This window comes from Dactylosporangium sp. CA-052675 (assembly GCF_050947935.1).
In the GTDB taxonomy this organism is placed as follows: domain Bacteria; phylum Actinomycetota; class Actinomycetes; order Mycobacteriales; family Micromonosporaceae; genus Dactylosporangium.
This window is the reverse complement of sequence record NZ_CP192010.1, coordinates 10,080,043-10,097,133: the sequence shown is the minus strand read 5'-3', so window position 1 is coordinate 10,097,133 and position 17,091 is coordinate 10,080,043. Positions and strand designations below refer to the sequence as shown.

The 17,091-nt window shown below is 72.4% G+C and carries 15 protein-coding genes; 13 read left to right on the top strand and 2 right to left on the bottom strand.

Features of this window, described 5'->3' with window-relative positions; translation table 11 throughout:
• Positions 1-22: 22 nt before the first annotated feature.
• Both ACQP1P_RS45435 and ACQP1P_RS45430 read left to right on the top strand, forming a co-directional pair.
• Positions 23-529 carry a hypothetical protein gene (locus tag ACQP1P_RS45435; protein WP_433081220.1) on the top strand — a complete coding sequence of 169 codons (507 nt, stop codon included), beginning with the start codon at positions 23-25 and terminating at the stop codon, positions 527-529.
• Positions 530-626: 97 nt separating this feature from the next.
• Positions 627-3,071 (top strand): helix-turn-helix domain-containing protein, encoded by a 2,445-nt coding sequence (locus ACQP1P_RS45430; RefSeq protein ID WP_433081218.1) that lies wholly within the window; start codon positions 627-629, stop codon positions 3,069-3,071.
• Positions 3,072-3,606: 535 nt separating this feature from the next.
• Here the strand turns inward: ACQP1P_RS45430 and ACQP1P_RS45425 are convergent.
• Positions 3,607-5,178, bottom strand: a complete 1,572-nt coding sequence (locus ACQP1P_RS45425; protein WP_433081216.1) for a methyl-accepting chemotaxis protein — start codon at positions 5,176-5,178, stop codon at positions 3,607-3,609.
• A gap of 117 nt (positions 5,179-5,295) precedes the next feature.
• Between ACQP1P_RS45425 and ACQP1P_RS45420 the strand changes: the two genes are divergently transcribed.
• The 5 genes from ACQP1P_RS45420 to ACQP1P_RS45400 all read left to right on the top strand — a co-directional run bounded on the left by ACQP1P_RS45420 (position 5,296) and on the right by ACQP1P_RS45400 (position 9,380).
• Positions 5,296-6,339 (top strand): suppressor of fused domain protein, encoded by a 1,044-nt coding sequence (locus ACQP1P_RS45420; protein ID WP_433081214.1) that lies wholly within the window; start codon positions 5,296-5,298, stop codon positions 6,337-6,339.
• A gap of 57 nt (positions 6,340-6,396) precedes the next feature.
• Positions 6,397-7,386 carry an L-glyceraldehyde 3-phosphate reductase gene (mgrA, locus tag ACQP1P_RS45415; RefSeq protein WP_433090403.1) on the top strand — a complete coding sequence of 330 codons (990 nt, stop codon included), beginning with the start codon at positions 6,397-6,399 and terminating at the stop codon, positions 7,384-7,386.
• Between the two features lie 67 nt (positions 7,387-7,453).
• Positions 7,454-7,798, top strand: coding sequence for a YciI family protein (locus ACQP1P_RS45410; protein ID WP_433081212.1), 345 nt, complete (start codon positions 7,454-7,456; stop codon positions 7,796-7,798).
• Positions 7,792-9,006 (top strand): RNA polymerase sigma factor, encoded by a 1,215-nt coding sequence (locus ACQP1P_RS45405; protein ID WP_433081210.1) that lies wholly within the window; start codon positions 7,792-7,794, stop codon positions 9,004-9,006. Before ACQP1P_RS45410 ends, ACQP1P_RS45405 begins: the two co-directional genes overlap by 7 nt.
• Before the next feature lie 47 nt (positions 9,007-9,053).
• Positions 9,054-9,380, top strand: a complete 327-nt coding sequence (locus ACQP1P_RS45400) for a DUF5808 domain-containing protein (protein WP_433081208.1) — start codon at positions 9,054-9,056, stop codon at positions 9,378-9,380.
• A gap of 51 nt (positions 9,381-9,431) precedes the next feature.
• On the opposite strand, the gene ACQP1P_RS45395 is transcribed toward ACQP1P_RS45400, so the two are convergent.
• The gene (locus tag ACQP1P_RS45395; protein WP_433081206.1) at positions 9,432-9,854 is read right to left on the bottom strand and encodes an ester cyclase; all 423 of its coding nucleotides are present in this window, start codon (positions 9,852-9,854) and stop codon (positions 9,432-9,434) included.
• An 88-nt stretch (positions 9,855-9,942) separates the two neighbouring features.
• Between ACQP1P_RS45395 and ACQP1P_RS45390 the strand changes: the two genes are divergently transcribed.
• The 6 genes from ACQP1P_RS45390 to ACQP1P_RS45365 all read left to right on the top strand — a co-directional run bounded on the left by ACQP1P_RS45390 (position 9,943) and on the right by ACQP1P_RS45365 (position 17,091).
• Positions 9,943-10,557 carry a TetR/AcrR family transcriptional regulator C-terminal domain-containing protein gene (locus ACQP1P_RS45390; RefSeq protein ID WP_433081204.1) on the top strand — a complete coding sequence of 205 codons (615 nt, stop codon included), beginning with the start codon at positions 9,943-9,945 and terminating at the stop codon, positions 10,555-10,557.
• Positions 10,558-10,872: 315 nt separating this feature from the next.
• Entirely contained in the window at positions 10,873-12,681 is a 1,809-nt protein-coding gene (gene htpG, locus ACQP1P_RS45385) for a molecular chaperone HtpG (RefSeq protein ID WP_433090401.1), read from the top strand.
• A gap of 12 nt (positions 12,682-12,693) precedes the next feature.
• Positions 12,694-13,878, top strand: a complete 1,185-nt coding sequence (locus ACQP1P_RS45380) for an aminoglycoside phosphotransferase family protein (RefSeq protein ID WP_433081202.1) — start codon at positions 12,694-12,696, stop codon at positions 13,876-13,878.
• Positions 13,879-13,946: 68 nt separating this feature from the next.
• Positions 13,947-14,438, top strand: a complete 492-nt coding sequence (locus tag ACQP1P_RS45375; RefSeq protein ID WP_433081200.1) for a hypothetical protein — start codon at positions 13,947-13,949, stop codon at positions 14,436-14,438.
• Positions 14,438-15,784 carry a hypothetical protein gene (locus ACQP1P_RS45370; RefSeq protein ID WP_433081198.1) on the top strand — a complete coding sequence of 449 codons (1,347 nt, stop codon included), beginning with the start codon at positions 14,438-14,440 and terminating at the stop codon, positions 15,782-15,784. Before ACQP1P_RS45375 ends, ACQP1P_RS45370 begins: the two co-directional genes overlap by 1 nt.
• Positions 15,781-17,091: a vWA domain-containing protein gene (locus tag ACQP1P_RS45365; RefSeq protein ID WP_433081196.1), complete on the top strand. Its 1,311-nt coding sequence runs from the start codon at positions 15,781-15,783 to the stop codon at positions 17,089-17,091. The genes ACQP1P_RS45370 and ACQP1P_RS45365 overlap by 4 nt, the downstream gene beginning before the upstream one ends.

Sequence of the window (17,091 nt, the reverse complement as noted above, 5' to 3'; positions counted from 1 at the left end):
CACACATTGAGGAGACTCCCACGTGCGACGGCTTCTGACCGTAGCCATCCTCACCGCGCTCGTCGGCACTGCCGCCGCCTGCGGTGACACCTCCGACAGTGGCACCTCGGCCGCTTCCTCCACCGGCGCCACCGCCGCCGCCACGTCGAGTCCCACGCCCGACGTGAAGGCGAACACGAAGCAGGTCTGCACCAAGGCCGAGGCCGTCATCACCGAGGCGAACGTGAAGCCCATCGGTGAGCAGATCGGCATCATGATCGCGGCGAAGGGCTCGAAGAACAAGCAGGCCGAGACCGCCGCGGCGGCCAAGGCCAAGGAGCTCGCCGACGCGCTGGCCGAGCAGCTGCGCGCCCTCAAGGCCGAGGCCGTGGACCCGAAGCTGCAGGCGGCGCTGGACAAGGGCGCCGACGGCCTCAAGCTGTTCGGTTCGCCGGAGTACCTGTCGAAGATCAACTCGATCGCCGACATGGACAAGCTGACGGACGACATCGACGCCGCCGGCAAGGACCTCGAGGCGATCTGCGCCTGACGCTGCGTGTGGTGGTGCCCCGCTCTGCGTCATCGCGGGGCGGGGCATCGCCGTTTTTCTCGAGCCGAAGTTGTACCGCTGTGGCAGGCTTCCCGACGTGGTAGATCCGTCGGGTGTCTCCACCCTGGACGAGCTCTCCGGGCTCCTGCGCGACCTGCGACGAAGGCAGGCGCGCCGGGTCCGGTCGTCCCCGTTGACCTTCGGCGAGATGGCCGCGCGCACCGGCTGGCCGCACGCCGTCATCGGCGCGTACTTCGACGGCCGCGCCCTGCCGCCCGCCGAGCGCCTGGAGGCGCTGCTCCGCCTGCTCGGCGCCTCGCCGGCCGAGTGCTTCGCCTTCGCCTCCGCCCGCTCGCGCATCGAGACGGTCCTGCCCTGGTCCCCGCCCGCCGGTCGCTCGTCGACGCTCGGGGGCTCGGCGCCCGGCGCCGGGTCGCGGACCCTCCCGTCGGCGCCACCCGGTTTCGCGGGGCGAGCCGGCGTCGTCGCGCGCCTGGACCGCCTCCTGCCCGGCGCGCGAGCCGTGGTCATCGGCGGCGCGGCCGGCGTCGGCAAGACGGCCCTGGCCGTCCACTATGGACACCGGATCGCCGACCGCTTCCCGGCCGGGGCCGTGTTCCTGGACCTGCGCGGCTCCGACCCGTCCGGCCCGCCCCTGCCGTCGGCGGAGGCGCTGCGCATCCTGCTCGACGCGCTCGGCGTGGCCCCGGCCGATCTGCCGCTCGGCGTGGCCGCCCGCACGGGCCTGTTCCGCACCCTGACCGCCCGCCGCGGCGTACTCTTCGTGCTCGACGACGCCGCCGACGCCGCCCAGGTGCGTCCGCTCCTTCCCGCCGCGGGCGACAGCGTCGCCCTCATCACCGGCCGCGGCGGCCTGTTCGGACTCGACGCGGCCAGCGCGCGGCCCGGACTGATCGGACTCGACGCGGCCCGGGCGCGGTCCGGACGCTCCGCCGCGGTCGAGGGCGACGGCATCGACAGCATCGACGGCGTCGACAGCATCGACGGCATCGACGGCGTTGGCGGCATCGGCGGCGTCGGCAGGTCCGGCGGCGGCCTGGCGAAGCTGTCCGAAGTGGACGGTGCGGCCACGGTGGTGCTGGATGCCATCGACCGCACCGAGGCGCGGGCCGTCCTGGCCGCACGTGTCGGCGCCGATCGGGTCGTGGCGGAGCCGGACGCGGTGCACCGCATCATCACGTCGTGCGGCCGGCTGCCCATGGCCCTGGCGGTGGTCTCGGCCCGCGTGGCGCTGCACCCGGACCTTCGGCTGGCCGCGGTGGCCGACGCCCTGACCGAGGCGACGGCGTTCTCCTGGGCCTACGACCGGCTGACCCCGGACGCCCGTCGCCTCTTCCGCGGCTTCGGCGCCCACCCGGGCCCCGACCTGTCACCCGCCGACGCCGCCGTCCTGATCGCGCCCGCCGCGGGCCCCATGGAAGACACCTCGTCCGCTCCCGCCCTCCCCGACGGGACCTCGTCCGCTCCCGTCCTCCCCGACGGGACCTCTTCCGCTCCCGCCCTCCCCGACGGGACCTCGTCCGTTCGCGCCCTCCCCGGAGGCGCTTCTTCCGCGAGTGTCCTCAGTGGACGGATCGCGGCGGATGCTCTCGCCGAGTTGGCGCGCGCGCAGCTCATCACCGAGGTACGCCCCGGCCGATACGCGATGCACGCCCTGCTCCGCGAGCACGCGGCCGCCCGCACCTCCGACGCCGAGCGCGGCGCGATGCAGGACCGGCTCGTCGAGCACGGCGCCGAGTTCGCGGTGCTGGGCCTGGCCATGCGACGCGGCCGGTACCGGGATGCCTGGCGTATCGCCGACGCCGTCGACGCCGAGCTGGACGCCGCCGGTCGGTGGGACGACCGGATCGCCGCGCAGGCGATCGCCATCCGCGCGTCCGAGCGCCTGGGTGATCCGGCCCTGCTGGCGAGGGCCCAGCGCGCCCAGTCCGCCGCGTACCTGCGTACCGGCCAGCACGAGTCCGCCCTCCGCCGCCTGCGCGAGGCGGCCGACTGCTTCCTGGCCCAGGGCGAACCGGCCGCGGCCGCGCGCTGCCGTCAGGACCTGGCGGCCCTGCTGGAGTCGATGGCCCGCTTCGCCGAGGCCATCGTGCACGACGAACTGGCGCTGGCCCTCTTCCGCCGGGCCGCCGACCGCCACGGCCAGGCCGCCGCCCACGCCGCCGCGGCCTGGCACTACGCCCAGGCCGGCCGAGCCGCCGAGGCGGTGGCCCACGGCGAGGCGGCCCTGTCGTTGCGCGGCGACCTGGACGACCCGCACGAGGTGGCCGCGGCCCTGGCGCACCTGGGCCGGGTACACGCGGCCCTGGGCGAACGCGACCGCTCCCTGGAACACCTGCGCGCGGCCCTGGACCGCTACACCGAGCTGGGCGACCGCCTGGACGAGGCCGACACCGCGACCCGCCTGGGCGACGCCCTGGACGGCGCCCCGGCAATCGGCCTGTGGCGACGGGCCCACGCCATCTACGAGCGCCTGGGCCACCCGTCCGCCGAGACGGTGGCCGCCCGCCTGGGCATCTAGCCTCACCGCGCTCGGCCAGGGCACCCACAGCCCATCGGCAGTGCGCACACCTCGGCGGGGTCCGGCTCGGCTCGGAGACCCGGGATGCGCCACGGCCCCGCGCCAGCCGAAGCCCACCCGGAGGCCCGCCGGTTCGCGCAACGGCCGTGCCCTGGTCTTTCACGAGGCGACCGTGTCCTGACGGTGTGCGCGCCGGCCGTGGGTCCTCGCGGTGTGCGTCCTGACGGTGTGCGCGCCGGCCGTGGGTCCTCGCGGTGTGCGCGGCGAGCGTGCTTCGGTGGTATAGCGCGCCCGACGTGCCCTAACGATCCCGGGCGGTGCTGGCGCTCAGAGGCGGAGCTGTTCGCGTGGTTCGCGGCGGCGGTGGTCGTCGGCGGCGGAGCTGTTCGCGTGGTTCGCGGCGATGGTGGCGCCGGTGGCGGAGTTGCTCGTGTGGTTCGCGGCGGTGGTGGTGGTCGGCGGCGGAGCTGCCCGTGCGGTTCCCGGGGGAGGTGGCGGCCGCCGATGGTCGCCGATTCGCTGACCGGCGCCGCGGTCAGTAGCGGAAGCGCCCCACGAGCTGCTGCAAGCGGTCCGCCATCGTCGCCAGGTCCGCCGAGGCCGTGCGCGACTCGCCCATGCCCGCGCTCGTCGCGCGCGAGGCGTCCGCCACCCCCGAGATGGTCGACGCGATCTCGTCGGTCCCGGCCGCCGCCTGCGTCACGTTGCGGCTGATCTCGCCCGTCGTCGCCGTCTGTTCCTCCACCGCCGCCGCGATCGTGGTCTGATACTGGCTGATCTCCGAGATCACCGAGCTGATCTCGCCGATCGAGGCCGCCGCGGCTCGGGCGTCGCTCTGGATCGCACCTACGCGGCCGGCGATGTCCTCGGTCGCCTTCGCCGTCTCCTGCGCGAGGTCCTTGACCTCACTGGCGACGACCGCGAAGCCCTTGCCCGCCTCCCCGGCGCGGGCCGCCTCGATGGTGGCGTTGAGCGCGAGGAGGTTCGTCTGCTCGGCGATCGAGGTGATGAGCTTCAGGACGTTGCCGATCTCGGTCGAGGAGGTGTCGAGCTTGGCGACCGTGCCGGACGCGGCCTCGGCCGCCCGTACCGCGGCCGCGGCCACCCCGGCGGCCTGCGCCGCCGACTGGGCGATCTCGCGGATCGACGCCGACATCTCCTCCGCCCCCGCCACCACGCTGTGCACGTTGCTCGCGACATGCGTGGCCGCCGACGCCACCGAGCCGGAGCGGGTCGACGCCGACTCCGCGGTGCGGGCCATCTCCTCGCTGTTCGAGGCGAGCCGCCCGGCCGCGCCGGCGACCCCGGTCGCGGTGTCGGCGACCTCGCGGACCGTCTGCCTCGTGCGGGCCGTGGCCGAGTCGAGCGCGGCCGACATGCGACCGATCTCGTCGCGGCTGTCCGAGCCCGCCATCAGGGTCAGGTCACCCTCGGCCATGCCGGCCAGCACGGCGCCGACCCGCCGCAGCGGACCGACGATTCGCCGGACGGTGTAGAGCGCCACCGCGCCGCCGAGCAGCACACCCGCGCCCAGCACCCCGATCAGCAGGACGCGGGCCCGGTGGTAATCCGTGCGGGCGACCGCGGCCCGGTACTTGGCCTCGCTCGCCTCACTGTTCGCGGCCTTGTCCAGCGCCGCCATCGCCTTGTTGATCAGCGGGTTGGCCTTGTCGGCGGCGATCTGCTCGAACTTCGCCACGTCACCGCTCTGCGCGGCCGGCAGCTGCTCGCCGTCGCGAACCTGCTTGTACTCGGTCCAGTCGCCCCGGAACTCCTGGATCGCGTCCTGGTTGACGGCCGCGGCGGCATAGCCCGCGATCCCGGCGTCGACGGCCGCGTCCGCCGCCGCCAGCTTCGCCGTCGCGGCCGACTTGTCCGGCGACAGGGCCACGTCGCGGATCGCGATGCGGGCCGTCAGCGCCTGCGCGCGGAGCTCGGCCAGCTGCAGCGACCGTTGCAGGTTCTCGCGCTCGATGGCCTCACCGTGCGTGTACACCGCGCTGAGGCTGGCCACGCCTACAAATCCGGCGACGATCGCGGCCACCGTGAACAGGCCGCTGATCATGAAGATCTTCACGGCTACCGGCCGATCGGCGAACCAGCTCATCCACGGTGTCCTTCCGACGGGATCAGCCTCCCCTCGGACCTGATCGACTCGGCGGCGCGGAGGTGAAGGATTTTCGCGGGGCATGCCGAACGGCCATCGAACGGGTTTAATCACCGCATGACCTCCGAAACGCCCGGCTGGGACGCGATCGACGCGGCGCTGGAGCGGATCTACCCCGGCGTGGAGCCCCGCCACCTCGGCACGGTCCTGAAGTGGGCGCTCGGCGGCCCGGATCCGCTCGACGGCATCAGCTTCTATCCCCGGCTCGATCCGGTGCCCCACTGGCACGCGATCTCCTACGGGATGAGCGAGCTCTACGGCAAGCAGTCCGACAACCCCGACGAGTCCGGCTGGGGCTTCGAGTTCACCTTCCGCATCGCCCGCGACCGGGACGAGACCGAGCCGCCGATCTGGGCCGCGAACTTCCTGCAGAACCTGGCCCGTTACGTCTACCAGACCGGCAACTGGTTCGAGCCCAACCACCACATGGACCTCAACGGCCCCATCGCGCTGGACCGCGAGACGCTCATCCGGGCCGTCGTCTTCACCGAGGACCCGGAGCTGGGCGCCGTCGACTCGCCCAACGGCGCCGTGCAGTTCCTGCAGGTCGTGGGGATCACCGCCGACGAATACGCCGCGACCCAGGCCTGGAGCGTGCGCGACTTCCTCGACCTGCTCGCCCGGCGCATCCCGTTGCTGATCACCGACCTCGCCCGGGCGTCCGTGGCCGCCGACCCGGAGGTGGCCGAGACGGTCGAGGAGGGCCGCCGCCTCGACGGCTCCGCCACCGCGACCCTCGCGCTCGCCGAGTTCGGCTGGCGCCCCGACGGCGACCTGATCCGCCTCGTGATGGGCGCGCACGTGGCCCCGGTGGTCGCCGAGACGCTGCTCGGCCGCCTGCCGTTCGGCCGCACGCTGCGCCTGGACGGGCCCGAGAGCAGTGCCGAGTTCGCCTCCGGCAGCTTCTTCGTGGGCACCGCGCCCGGCGCCGAGGACGAGCTCGAGGTGGTGCTCACCGGCGAGGCGCTCGACGGGTTGCTGCAGGTGCTGGTGCCCGTGGCCGGCGTCCGCGCGGCCCCCGGCGCGGAGCCGCTGGTCGTCGAGATCGTGCGCTCGCAGATTCGCGACCCGGAGGGCAACATCGTCCGGACGATCGGCTAGCCCCGTCCTACTGTGAAACTCGTGACGTACACCGCAGATGGTTCGCGCTACGAGCAGATGCAATACCGCCGGACCGGCCGCAGCGGGCTGAAGCTGCCGGCCGTCTCCCTCGGGCTCTGGCACAACTTCGGCCACGACCGGGCGTTCGACGGGCACCGGGCGCTGGCCCGCCGCGCCTTCGACCTGGGCATCACCCACTTCGACCTGGCCAACAACTACGGCCCGCCCTACGGCTCGGCCGAGGAGAACTTCGGCCGGATCATGGCCACCGACCTGCTCCCCTACCGCGACGAGCTGGTGATCTCCTCGAAGGCCGGCTACGACATGTGGCCGGGCCCCTACGGCGACTGGGGCTCCCGCAAGTATCTGACCGCGAGCCTCGACCAGAGCCTCAAGCGACTGGGCCTGGACTACGTCGACATCTTCTACTCCCACCGCTTCGACCCCGAGACGCCGCTGGAAGAGACCATGGGCGCGCTCGACGCCGCGGTGCGCGCGGGCAAGGCCCTCTACGTCGGCGTCTCCTCCTACTCCCCGGAGAAGACGGCGCAGGCGGCGGAGATCCTGCGAGGGCTCGGCACCCCGGCCCTCATCCACCAGCCGTCCTACTCGATGCTCAACCGCTGGATCGAGGACGGCCTGCTCGACGTGCTCGACCGCGAGGGCATGGGCTGCATCACCTTCTCGCCGCTGGCCCAGGGCATGCTCACCGACCGCTACCTCAACGGTGTGCCGGCGGGCTCCCGGGCGAGCGAGAACAGCTCGCTGTCGACCGACTTCCTCACCGAGGAGAACCTGGCCAAGGTCCGGGCCCTGCGCGACATCGCGGCGGAGCGCGGCCAGAGCCTGGCCCAGATGGCGCTCGCCTGGACGCTGCGCGACCCGCGGGTCACCTCGACGCTCATCGGGGTGAGCAGCATCGCCCAGCTGGAGGACAACGTCGCGGCGCTGGCCAACCTGGACTTCTCGGCGGAGGAGCTCGCCGCGATCGACCGGCACGCCACCGAGTCGGGCATCAACCTCTGGGCGAAATCCAGCGCCCACTGATGTCGATTCCGGGGCGGCCCGGTTCGTACAGCCGGTGGAAGTCGCTTCGTTCCGTCTGGAGGAGACCATGAAGCAGTACCTGCTGGCCGTCATCGAGCCGAGCGTCGGCGAGCCCCCGGCGCCCGCGCAGATGCAGAAGATCATGGAGCGGGTCGCCGAGTTCGAGCGCAGCGCCAAGGAGGCCGGGGTCTGGGTGTTCAGCGGCGGTCTGCACCCGCCGTCGAGCGCGACCACCCTGCGGCCCAAGGGCGACGACGTGCTCGTCACCGACGGCCCCTTCGTCGAGGGCAAGGAGCACCTCGGCGGCTTCACGATCGTGCAGTGCGAGGACCTGGACGCGGCCCTCGAGTGGGGGCGCCGCTGCGCCGAGGCCACCACGCTCCCGATCGAGGTGCGGCCCTTCCGATGGTGAGCGGGGCATCCCCGACGACCATCGAGCGGGTCTTCCGGGAGGAGTACGGCCGTGCCGTGTCGGTGCTGGTCCGCAGCTTCGGCGACCTCGACCTCGCCGAGGAGGCGGTCCAGGAGGCCTTCGCGGCGGCGGTGCAGCGCTGGTCGGAGGGGGTGCCCCCGAGTCCGGCCGGCTGGATCATCACGACCGCGCGCAACCACGCGATCGACCGGCTCCGGCGCGAGGCGCGACGCGCCGAGAAGCATGCCGAGGCCGACTTGATCTACAACCTTCCCCCGGACGAGCCCGACGACCGCCTCCGGCTCATCTTCACCTGCTGCCATCCGGCGCTGGCCCGGCACGCACAGGTGGCGCTCACGCTGCGGCTGCTCGGCGGTCTCACCACGACCGAGATCGCCCGGGCGCTGCTGGTGCCGGAGGCGACCCTGGCCCAGCGCATCGTGCGCGCCAAGAGCAAGATCCGCGACGCCGGCATCCCCTACCGGGTGCCGCGCGCCGCCGATCTGCCCGACCGGCTGGCCGCGGTCCTCGCGGTGGTCTACCTGATCTTCAACGAGGGCTATGCGGCCAGCTCGGGCGACGGGCTCGTCCGCGACGACCTGTGCGCCGAGGCGATCCGGCTCGGGCGGATGCTGCGCGGCCTGATGCCGGACGAGCCGGAGGTCGCCGGGCTGCTGGCGCTCATGATCCTGGCCGCGGCCCGGCGCCCGGCCCGCGTCGACGAGGCCGGCCATCTGGTGCCGTTGCCACGCCAGGATCGTTCGCGGTGGGACCGGGTGGCGATCGCCGAGGGGCACCGCCTGGTGCGGGAGTGCCTGCGGCGCGATCGTCCGGGGCCCTATCAGCTCCAGGCGGCGATCAACGCGGTGCACACCGACGCATCCACGGCCGAGGCGACCGACTGGGGCCAGATCATCCGGCTCTACGACCAGCTCCTGACGGTCGCGCCGTCGCCGGTCGTCGCCCTCAACCGCGCCGTCGCGGTCGCGGAGGTGGAGGGCCCCGAGGCGGGCCTGCGGCTGATCGAGGGTCTCGACCTGCCCGGCTACCACGTGTTCCACGCGGTGCGGGCCGACCTGCTGCGGCGCGCCGGTCGTTCGTCCGAGGCGCAGAAGGCCTACGAGAAGGCGGCCGAGTTGGCCGGCAACAGCGCGGAGCGTGATTTTCTGCTGACGCAACGCTCGAACCTCCCTCCTGCTACCAACTGACCGCGCCAGCGCTCGACCATCTTGCCGCCGAGTGGGATGCTCGAAAGATGACCCATCCGGTGCTCGCCCAGTTGCTCGCGGTCGCGTTGATCGTCGCGATCTGTGCGTTGGCCGTCGTCGTCATCCCGATCAACCGCCGGGGCGCCCCCATCAGCGCCCGCACCCGGCCGGGTCGCCGCGACGATGAGCGCGGCTGGTACGGCTTCATCTACGCCAACCCCGACGACCCGAACCTGGTCGTCCCCAAGCGGCTCGGCCTGGGCTGGACCATCAACTTCGGTCACCGCCGCGCCTGGCAGGCCGTCTTCGGGCTGCTCGCCTTCATCGCCCTGAGCATCGCCATCGGCACCGTCGCCGGCCACCAGGGCCGCTGACGCGCCGGCCACCCGGGCCGCCGGCGAGCCGGCCACAAGGGCTGCCGGCGATCAGCCCGCTTCGGGCCAGTCCCACCCCAGCTGCAGGAACATGCCCAGTCGGTCGCTGACCGCCCGGATCTCGGCGATCCGGCCCTCCCGCATGGTCATGATCCAGATCTGTTCCACCTCGCACGATCGGCCCGTGGGCTCCGGCATCCGCGGGTGAAAGCCCGTGTGCGTGCCGCGCACGATCAGCCGGGCCACCACCGTGTCGCCCTCGGCGATGAGCTGCTGTGGATACAGCCCGCCCTCGCCGAACGCATCGAGCTGCCGCCGGAACCCCTCGAACGCGGCCCCGGGCGTGTCCTCCTCACCGAAGATGACCTTGTTGTGGTCGATGACGTCGGCCGCCATGTACCGCCCCCAGTCGGCGACTCGCCGCTCGCTCACGGCCTGGAAGAAGTCCGCCACCACCTGCTTGTTCGCGTCCATCGCCCCGTTCCATTCTTACGTCGTAAGTTTGCTGTGAGCGAGTGTAGACTTACGCCGTAAGAATCCGCAACCCCGAGGAGATCCGCTCGTGGCAGCGAAGCGTCAGCGCGGCGAACGCGCGGGCCTGACCCGCGAACAGGTGCTCGACGCGGCCCTGGCGCTCGTCGACCGGGTCGGGCTCAACGGGCTCACCATGCGTGCGCTGGGGGCCGAGCTGGGGGTCGAGGCGATGACCCTCTACCACTACGTCCCGAACAAGGAGGCGCTGATCGACGGCATGGTCGAGCGCCTGTTCACCGCCGCCTACCCGGCCGGGGCGGGCGACGACTGGCAGTCACACCTGCGCGGATACGCGCACGACCTGCGGGCCGCGCTCCTGCGCCACCCGGGCGTGCTGCCCGCGGTGAACCGGCCCGCGGTCACCCCGGCGGCCCTGGACGCGGCCGAGGCGGGCCTGCGCACGCTGACCGGGGCCGGCTTCTCGGTCGGCGACGCGCTGGACGCGCTGAACGCGCTGACGCTGTTCGTGCTCGGGCACACCGCGGCGGAGGTCGCGATCGGGCCGGACGGGCCGCTGCCCGTCGACACGGAGCGCCACCCGCTGCTGGTCGAGGCCGTCGAGAGCGGCGCCGGCATCGACGACGCCGCCCGGTTCACGCTGGCGGTGGACGCAATGCTGACCGGGTTCGACGCAATCCGGTAAGCACCACAACGCGAGAGAGCACGGTTCGGCGAGGACCACGAGATGGCGCGGGTCCGCGAGGACCACAACGCGAGATGGCGCGGGTCTGCCAGGACCGCAACGCGAGATGGCGCGGATCCGCGAGGACCCCAGCGCGAGGGAGAGCGGGCCGGTAGCGCAACGGCCCGGCCTCACACCGGCGGAGTATCGGAACCTGGCCGCCTCGCGGCGAGCCCCGGAGTGAGTATTCTTTTCGGCGGCCACAGCATTCGAGAGGGAGCCGAAGTGAGCGAGACGCTGGAGTTCCAGGCCGAGACGCGACAGCTGCTGCAGTTGATGGTCCATTCGATCTACTCGAACAAGGACATCTTCCTGCGCGAGCTGATCTCGAACGCCTCGGACGCGCTTGACAAACTGCGCCTGGAATCCCTGGTGAACAAGGAGCTGGAGGTCGACACCAGCGACCTGCACATTCAGCTCGAGATCGACAAGGACGAGCGGACGCTGACCGTTCGGGACAACGGCATCGGGATGTCCCACGACGATGTCGTCTCGCTCATCGGCACCATCGCCAAGTCCGGCACCGCGGAACTGCTCAAGCGGCTGCGGGAATCGCCCGAACAACAGCAGCGGGCGGAGCTCATCGGCCAGTTCGGCGTCGGCTTCTATTCGACGTTCATGGTCGCCGACAAGGTGACGCTCGTGACCCGCAAGGCCGGCGAGAGCCAGGGCACGCGCTGGGAGTCGGCGGGCGAGGGCACCTACGAGATCGAGTCGATCGAGGACGCGCCCCAGGGCACCAGCGTCACGCTGCACCTCAAGCCCGAGGACAGCGAGGACCAGCTCTTCGACTACACCGCGGAGTGGAAGATCCGCGAGATCGTCAAGAAGTACTCGGACTTCATCGCCTGGCCGATCCGCCTGGCCGGGGCCGAGCCAGGTGCTGAGTCCGGCGCGCCGATGAACTCGATGAAGGCGCTCTGGGCCCGCCCGCGCAGCGAGGTCGCGGCCGAGGAGTACAACGAGTTCTACAAGCACGTCAGCCACGACTGGACCGACCCGCTCGAGACCATCCACATGCGCGGCGAGGGCACCTTCGAATACGAGGCGCTGCTGTTCATCCCGGCCCGCGCCCCGTTCGACCTCTTCATGCGCGACGGGCACCGCGGCGTGCAGTTGTACGTCAAGCGCGTGTTCATCATGGACGACTGCGAGGCGCTCACCCCGCGGTACCTGCGATTCGTGAAGGGCGTCGTCGACGCGCACGATCTCTCGCTCAACATCTCCCGCGAGATCCTGCAGCAGGACCGCCAGATCCAGGCCGTCCGGCGCCGCCTCGTGAAGAAGGTCCTCTCCACCCTCAAGGACCTGCCCGCGGAGCGGTACGCCACGTTCTGGAACGAGTTCGGCCGCGCGCTCAAGGAGGGCCTGCTCGACGACACCGAGAACCGCGACACCCTGCTGGACCTGCTCCGCCTGCCGTCGACGCACTCGAAGGACGAGCCCACCTCGCTGCGCGAATACGTGGAGCGCATGAAGGAGGGCCAGAGCGACATCTACTACATGACCGGCGAGACCCGCGCGATGGTCGAGAACTCGCCGCACCTCGAGGCGTTCCTCGCCAAGGGGTACGAGGTGCTCATCCTCACCGACCCGGTCGACGAGGTGTGGGTCGAGCAGGTCACGCAGTACGACGGCAAGCAGTTGCAGTCCGTGGCCAAGGGCCAGGTCGACCTCGGCAGCGAGGAGATTCCCGCGGAGCGCAGCGAGGGATTCGCGCCGCTGCTGCGGTGGCTCGGCGAGAAGCTCGAGGCGGACGTCAAGGAGGTGCGCCTCTCCACGCGCCTGACGACCTCGGCGGCCTGCATCGTCGGCGACGAGCACGACATCACGCCGACGCTCGAGAAGATGTACCGCGCGATGGGTCAGGAAATGCCGCACACCAAGCGCATCCTGGAGCTCAATCCCGACCACGCGCTCGTGACCGGGCTCCGCGACTCGTTCGCGGCGGACGCGGCGGCGCCGGCGCTGGGCGAGACCGCGGAGCTGCTCTACGGCATGGCGCTGCTGGCCGAGGGCGGCGAGCTGGCCGACCCGTCGCGCTTCACCCGCCTGCTCGCCGACCGCCTGGCCCGATCGCTGTAGCGGCCCATCGCGATGAGCCTGCCCACACGGACCGTCGTCCTCGTCCTCGTCGACGAGGGCGGCGCCGTGCTGGGCCGGCTCCCGGCGTTCGACGTGGAAATCCCGCACTGGCCCGAGGTCGAGGAGCTGGTCGAGGGGGCTCGGCGGCACGGGGCCGAGATCAGCGTGCTGCGGCTGCTGCACGCCGACCGGCCCCACCCGCCCGGGGGCGTCGTGACGTACCTCGCGCAGCTGGAGCGCGGGACCCCCGAGCTCGAACCGACGTCGTTGCGCCCGCAACCGCACGAACGCCGGGCGCCCTTCGCGGAGGTGGGCGGGCCGGCGGCGTCGATCGCCTGGGCGCGGGACGCGCTCGAGGCGGCTGGATACGGTACCCCCGAAGCGATCCGGCAGCGGAAGACCTGGAATCTCTCGGCGCTGTGGCAGCTGGAGACGGCGTGGGGAACGGTCTGGCTCAAGCACCTGCCGCCGTTCCTGCGGGCCGAGCACGAGGTGCTGGCGTGGCTCGGCGCGGTCGCGCCCGGGGTCGCGCCGCCGCTGATCGCCGCCGACGGGACCGGCCGCGAGCTGCTCGGGCACCTGCCGGGCGAGGACGGCTTCGGCGCCCCGTTCGCGGCCCGCGTCGCCATGGCGGACCTGCTGCACGGCCTGCAGCGGCGGGCGCTCGACGACGTCGAGGCGCTGTCCGAGCGGGGCGTGCGGGACCGCCGCGGATCGCTGTTGTGGGAGCAGATCGAGGCGGTCACGGAGCCCTGGCTGGTGGATGTCCTCGGGCTTGACGCGCTGCTGGAGGGCCTGCCGGACCGCTTCGCCGCGGTGGAGGCGTGCGGCCTGCCCGAGACCCTCGTGCACGGGGACTTCCACGCGGGCAACGTTCGTTTCGCGGCATCGGTACGGCCGGCCGTCCTCGACTGGGGCGACGCCTTCCTCGGCCATCCGGCGTTCGACGTGCTCAGGCTCCGCGAGGGGCTGCCTCCCGGGGAGGCGGACGCGCTGGTCGAGCACTGGGCCGGGCTCTGGCGGAAGGTCGTGCCGGGCAGCGACCCGGTCCGGGCGGCCCGCCTGCTGGAGCCGGTGGCCGCGCTCCTCGGCGCCGTCGTCTACGCGACGTTCGTCCAGAACATCGAGCCGAATGAATGGCTGTACCACGCCGACGACGTCCCGGCCTGCCTGCGAAGGGCCGTCGAGCTGGCCTGACGCGTTTTTGTCGTACCCATGCGATACAACTTCCAGCGTCAGGGATCACCCCCAAACGCTGGAGGTAGATGGTCTTGAGCGTCGAAACGCGCTCGACGGCGGTGGTCATACCGCCCGTGCAGCCCCGCAAACTGGCCAAGGTGCCGTTCGTCGAACTCGCCGACGGCCGCCTGCAGGGCGTGGTGTCGAGCGGATCGGACATCGAGCGGGTCTACGTCTCCTCGATCGGCGCCGGCTCCCACGGGCTGAGCTGCAGCACCAACAACAACCGGCCCTGCGGCGGCCTGCGCGGCGACAGCCCGTGCAAGCACCTGGCCGCCCTGCTCGACGAGGCCCAGCTGCAATACGGCCGCGAGCGCGTCGCGCGCTACCTGCGCATCGAGGTCGACGACGCCACCGCGCTGATCCGCGGGCTCAAGGCGCGCCACGAGCCGACCCCGGCCGCGACCGTGTTCAGCGGCTTCCTGCGGCACCTGGCCTACCTGGAGCTGCCCGGCAGCGAGGAGCCCATCCCGGAGCTGCACTGGTTCCCGTCCGTCGCCCCGGCCGGGGAGCGCTGATGCTGTCCACACTCTTCGCCGACGCCGGCCCGGACACCGAGATCGCCGCGGCGCTCGAGACCGCCGGCGCGGTCGACGACGGCCTGCTGCACGGCTTCGCCCGCATCGACGAGGACCGGGCCGCGGCGCTGGCCGCGCTGGCCGGGGCGTTCTCCGGCAGCCCGCTGCGCGAGGCGGTCGCCGAGGCCGTCGACAAGATCGTGGCCGGCTCCGTCGCCGACGACCACGTCTTCGCCCTCGCCGCCGCGCGGATCGCGCTCTTCGGCTCGGTCCACGACGCCGTGCTCGCCCGGGCCGACGCGGCGCTGGGGCGCTCGCGGGCCGACTGGCACGGCGAGCGGCAGGACGAGGACCGACCGGCCGCGGACGGCAGCCCCGTGCTCGGCGGTGCCCGGTCGTGGCTGCGCGAGCTCGCGATCACCGGCTGGCGGGGCGTCGACCACGACCTCGTCGCCGCGGCCGGCCAGGCGATCGAGGCCGCGCTCGGCGACCCGCGGCTGCGCCGCCTCGCCGTCCTGCTCGACGGGCTCGCGGCGGAGCTGCGGGCCGGCAGCCCGATCGCGACGATGGACCCGGTGCCCGTGCGGCGCTGGGCCGACCTGTGGAGCCGGGCGCTGCTGCTGGCCCGCGGGTCGCGGCGGCCCGCGCCGGCCGAGACGGTGACCGGACGGCTCTACGTCCTGGGCACCGACGTCCACGAGCACCCGACCGCGGTGCAGGTGCAGGTCCACGGCGTGCTGGAGGTGACCGGCGCACCCACCCGGCTGGTGCGCGCGAGCGTGTCCGCGGCGAAGGTCGACACGATCGTCGGCCCGGCGATCTGGCGCCTGCTGGCCGGCCACCCGATGCTGCTCACCGCGCTCGCCGAGCACCGCGCGCTCGACCTCACCGACATGCCGCTGCTGGCCGGCGGCGACCTGATCTGGCGCGACGCGCAGGCCCGGCCCGGCGACCCGGCCGACCCCTTCACCACCGCCCGGGTGCATCTCGGCGCCGCGCTCGCCCCGGCCACCCCGCCGCTGGAGCGCCACCCGGTCCGCATCGCCGAGCCGGTGCTCGTCGAGGACCTCGCCGCCGTCACCCTCGACACGACCCGGCTGCCGGCCTGCGGGCCGCTGACCCCGGACGTCGTCTCCGCCGCCACCGCGGCCATCGGGCTGCTGCGCTGGGACGACGGCGCCTGGACGGTGCAGCCGCTGGCCGTGCGGGCCACGGTGAAGAAGAAGCAGATCGGCGTGCACACCGGCGACTGGGCCCTCGGCCCCGCCGACGCGAAGGCGGCCAAGTCGGCCGGCGAGGCGGTCGAGGTGCTGCGCGAGCGGGCCGGAAGGTTGCTGCGCAAATGACGACCGCCGACGAGAACCGGCGCCAGGTCCTCTACTGGCGCATGCTCGGGCGGCTGTTCGAGGCCGACGAGCAGATGTCCCTGGAGTCCGCCAGCGTCGCGATCGTCGACGACATCGGCCTCCCGCCGGCGCTGCTCGACCCGGGCGTCACGGTCGACAACCTCGTCCAGCGCCACCCGGAGCTGGCCGCCGAGTTCGAGGGCCTGATGGCCCCGGCGCCCGGCGGCGACCAGGAGGGCGACGGGGCCGCGGTGCGCCGGGCGGCGCTGGTGTCCAAGCTGCTCATCAACGTCTTCAACACCGGGCACGGCAACGTCAGCGCGGCCCAGCTGAGCAACTGGCAGGCCGATGCCGGGTGGTTCGAGAAGGCGCTCGGCATGGACCCGGGCGAGCTGCGCGGGCGGCCCAGCGCCGGTGGCCTCGCGGGCGTGCTCGGCGGCATCGAGGGCGACCTGGTCAAGCGGATGCACCTGCGGGAGGTGCTGGCCAACCCGGCCCTGGCCAAGCAGCTGACCCCGAGCATGTCGCTCATCGAGCAGCTGCTGCGGGACAAGAGCAACCTGTCGGGAGTCGCGCTGGCCAACGCCAAGGCGCTGATCCGCCGGTTCGTCGACGAGGTGGCCGCGGTGCTGCGCACCCAGGTGCAGCAGAGCAGCGTCGGCGAGATCGACCGGTCGGTGCCGCCCAAGCGGGTCTACCGCAACCTCGACATCGAGCGCACGATCTGGAAGAACCTGACGAATTGGAGCCCCGAGGACGAGCGGCTCTACGTCGACAAGCTCTTCTACAAGCAGACCGCCAAGCGCACCACCCCGGCGCGGCTGATCGTGGTCGTCGACCAGTCCGGCTCGATGGTCAACGCGATGGTCAACTGCACCATCCTCGCCTCGATCTTCGCGGGCCTGCCGAAGGTGGACGTGCACCTCATCGCCTATGACACCCGGGCGCTGGACCTCACGCCGTGGGTGCACGACCCGTTCGAGGTGCTGCTGCGCACCAAGCTCGGCGGCGGCAACGACGGGCCGGTCGCGATGGCGATGGCCCAGCCGAAGATCAGCGATCCGCGCAACACGGTGATGGTCTGGATCTCGGACTTCTACGAGTTCGACCGGTCCCAGCCGCTGTTCGACATGATCCAGGCGGTGCACCGCTCCGGCGTCAAGTTCATCCCGATCGGCTCCGTGAGCAGCGGCGGCGAGCAGAGCGTCAACCCCTGGTTCCGCCAGCGCTTCAAGGACCTCGGCACCCCCGTGCTGTCCGGGCACGTCCGCAAGCTCATTTCCGAACTCAAGAGCTTCCTGGCCTAG

Excerpts from the sequence above, each read along its gene's own strand:
- ACQP1P_RS45425 (WP_433081216.1), bottom strand. The coding sequence starts at position 5,178 with ATGAGCTGGTTCGCCGATCGGCCGGTAGCCGTGAAGATCTTCATGATC.
- ACQP1P_RS45420 (WP_433081214.1), top strand. The coding sequence starts at position 5,296 with ATGACCTCCGAAACGCCCGGCTGGGACGCGATCGACGCGGCGCTGGAG.
- mgrA (WP_433090403.1), top strand. The coding sequence starts at position 6,397 with ATGCAATACCGCCGGACCGGCCGCAGCGGGCTGAAGCTGCCGGCCGTC.
- ACQP1P_RS45410 (WP_433081212.1), top strand. The coding sequence starts at position 7,454 with ATGAAGCAGTACCTGCTGGCCGTCATCGAGCCGAGCGTCGGCGAGCCC.
- ACQP1P_RS45405 (WP_433081210.1), top strand. The coding sequence starts at position 7,792 with ATGGTGAGCGGGGCATCCCCGACGACCATCGAGCGGGTCTTCCGGGAG.
- ACQP1P_RS45400 (WP_433081208.1), top strand. The coding sequence starts at position 9,054 with ATGACCCATCCGGTGCTCGCCCAGTTGCTCGCGGTCGCGTTGATCGTC.
- ACQP1P_RS45395 (WP_433081206.1), bottom strand. The coding sequence starts at position 9,854 with ATGGACGCGAACAAGCAGGTGGTGGCGGACTTCTTCCAGGCCGTGAGC.
- htpG (WP_433090401.1), top strand. The coding sequence starts at position 10,873 with ATGGTCCATTCGATCTACTCGAACAAGGACATCTTCCTGCGCGAGCTG.
- ACQP1P_RS45380 (WP_433081202.1), top strand. The coding sequence starts at position 12,694 with ATGAGCCTGCCCACACGGACCGTCGTCCTCGTCCTCGTCGACGAGGGC.
- ACQP1P_RS45375 (WP_433081200.1), top strand. The coding sequence starts at position 13,947 with ATGGTCTTGAGCGTCGAAACGCGCTCGACGGCGGTGGTCATACCGCCC.
- ACQP1P_RS45370 (WP_433081198.1), top strand. The coding sequence starts at position 14,438 with ATGCTGTCCACACTCTTCGCCGACGCCGGCCCGGACACCGAGATCGCC.
- ACQP1P_RS45365 (WP_433081196.1), top strand. The coding sequence starts at position 15,781 with ATGACGACCGCCGACGAGAACCGGCGCCAGGTCCTCTACTGGCGCATG.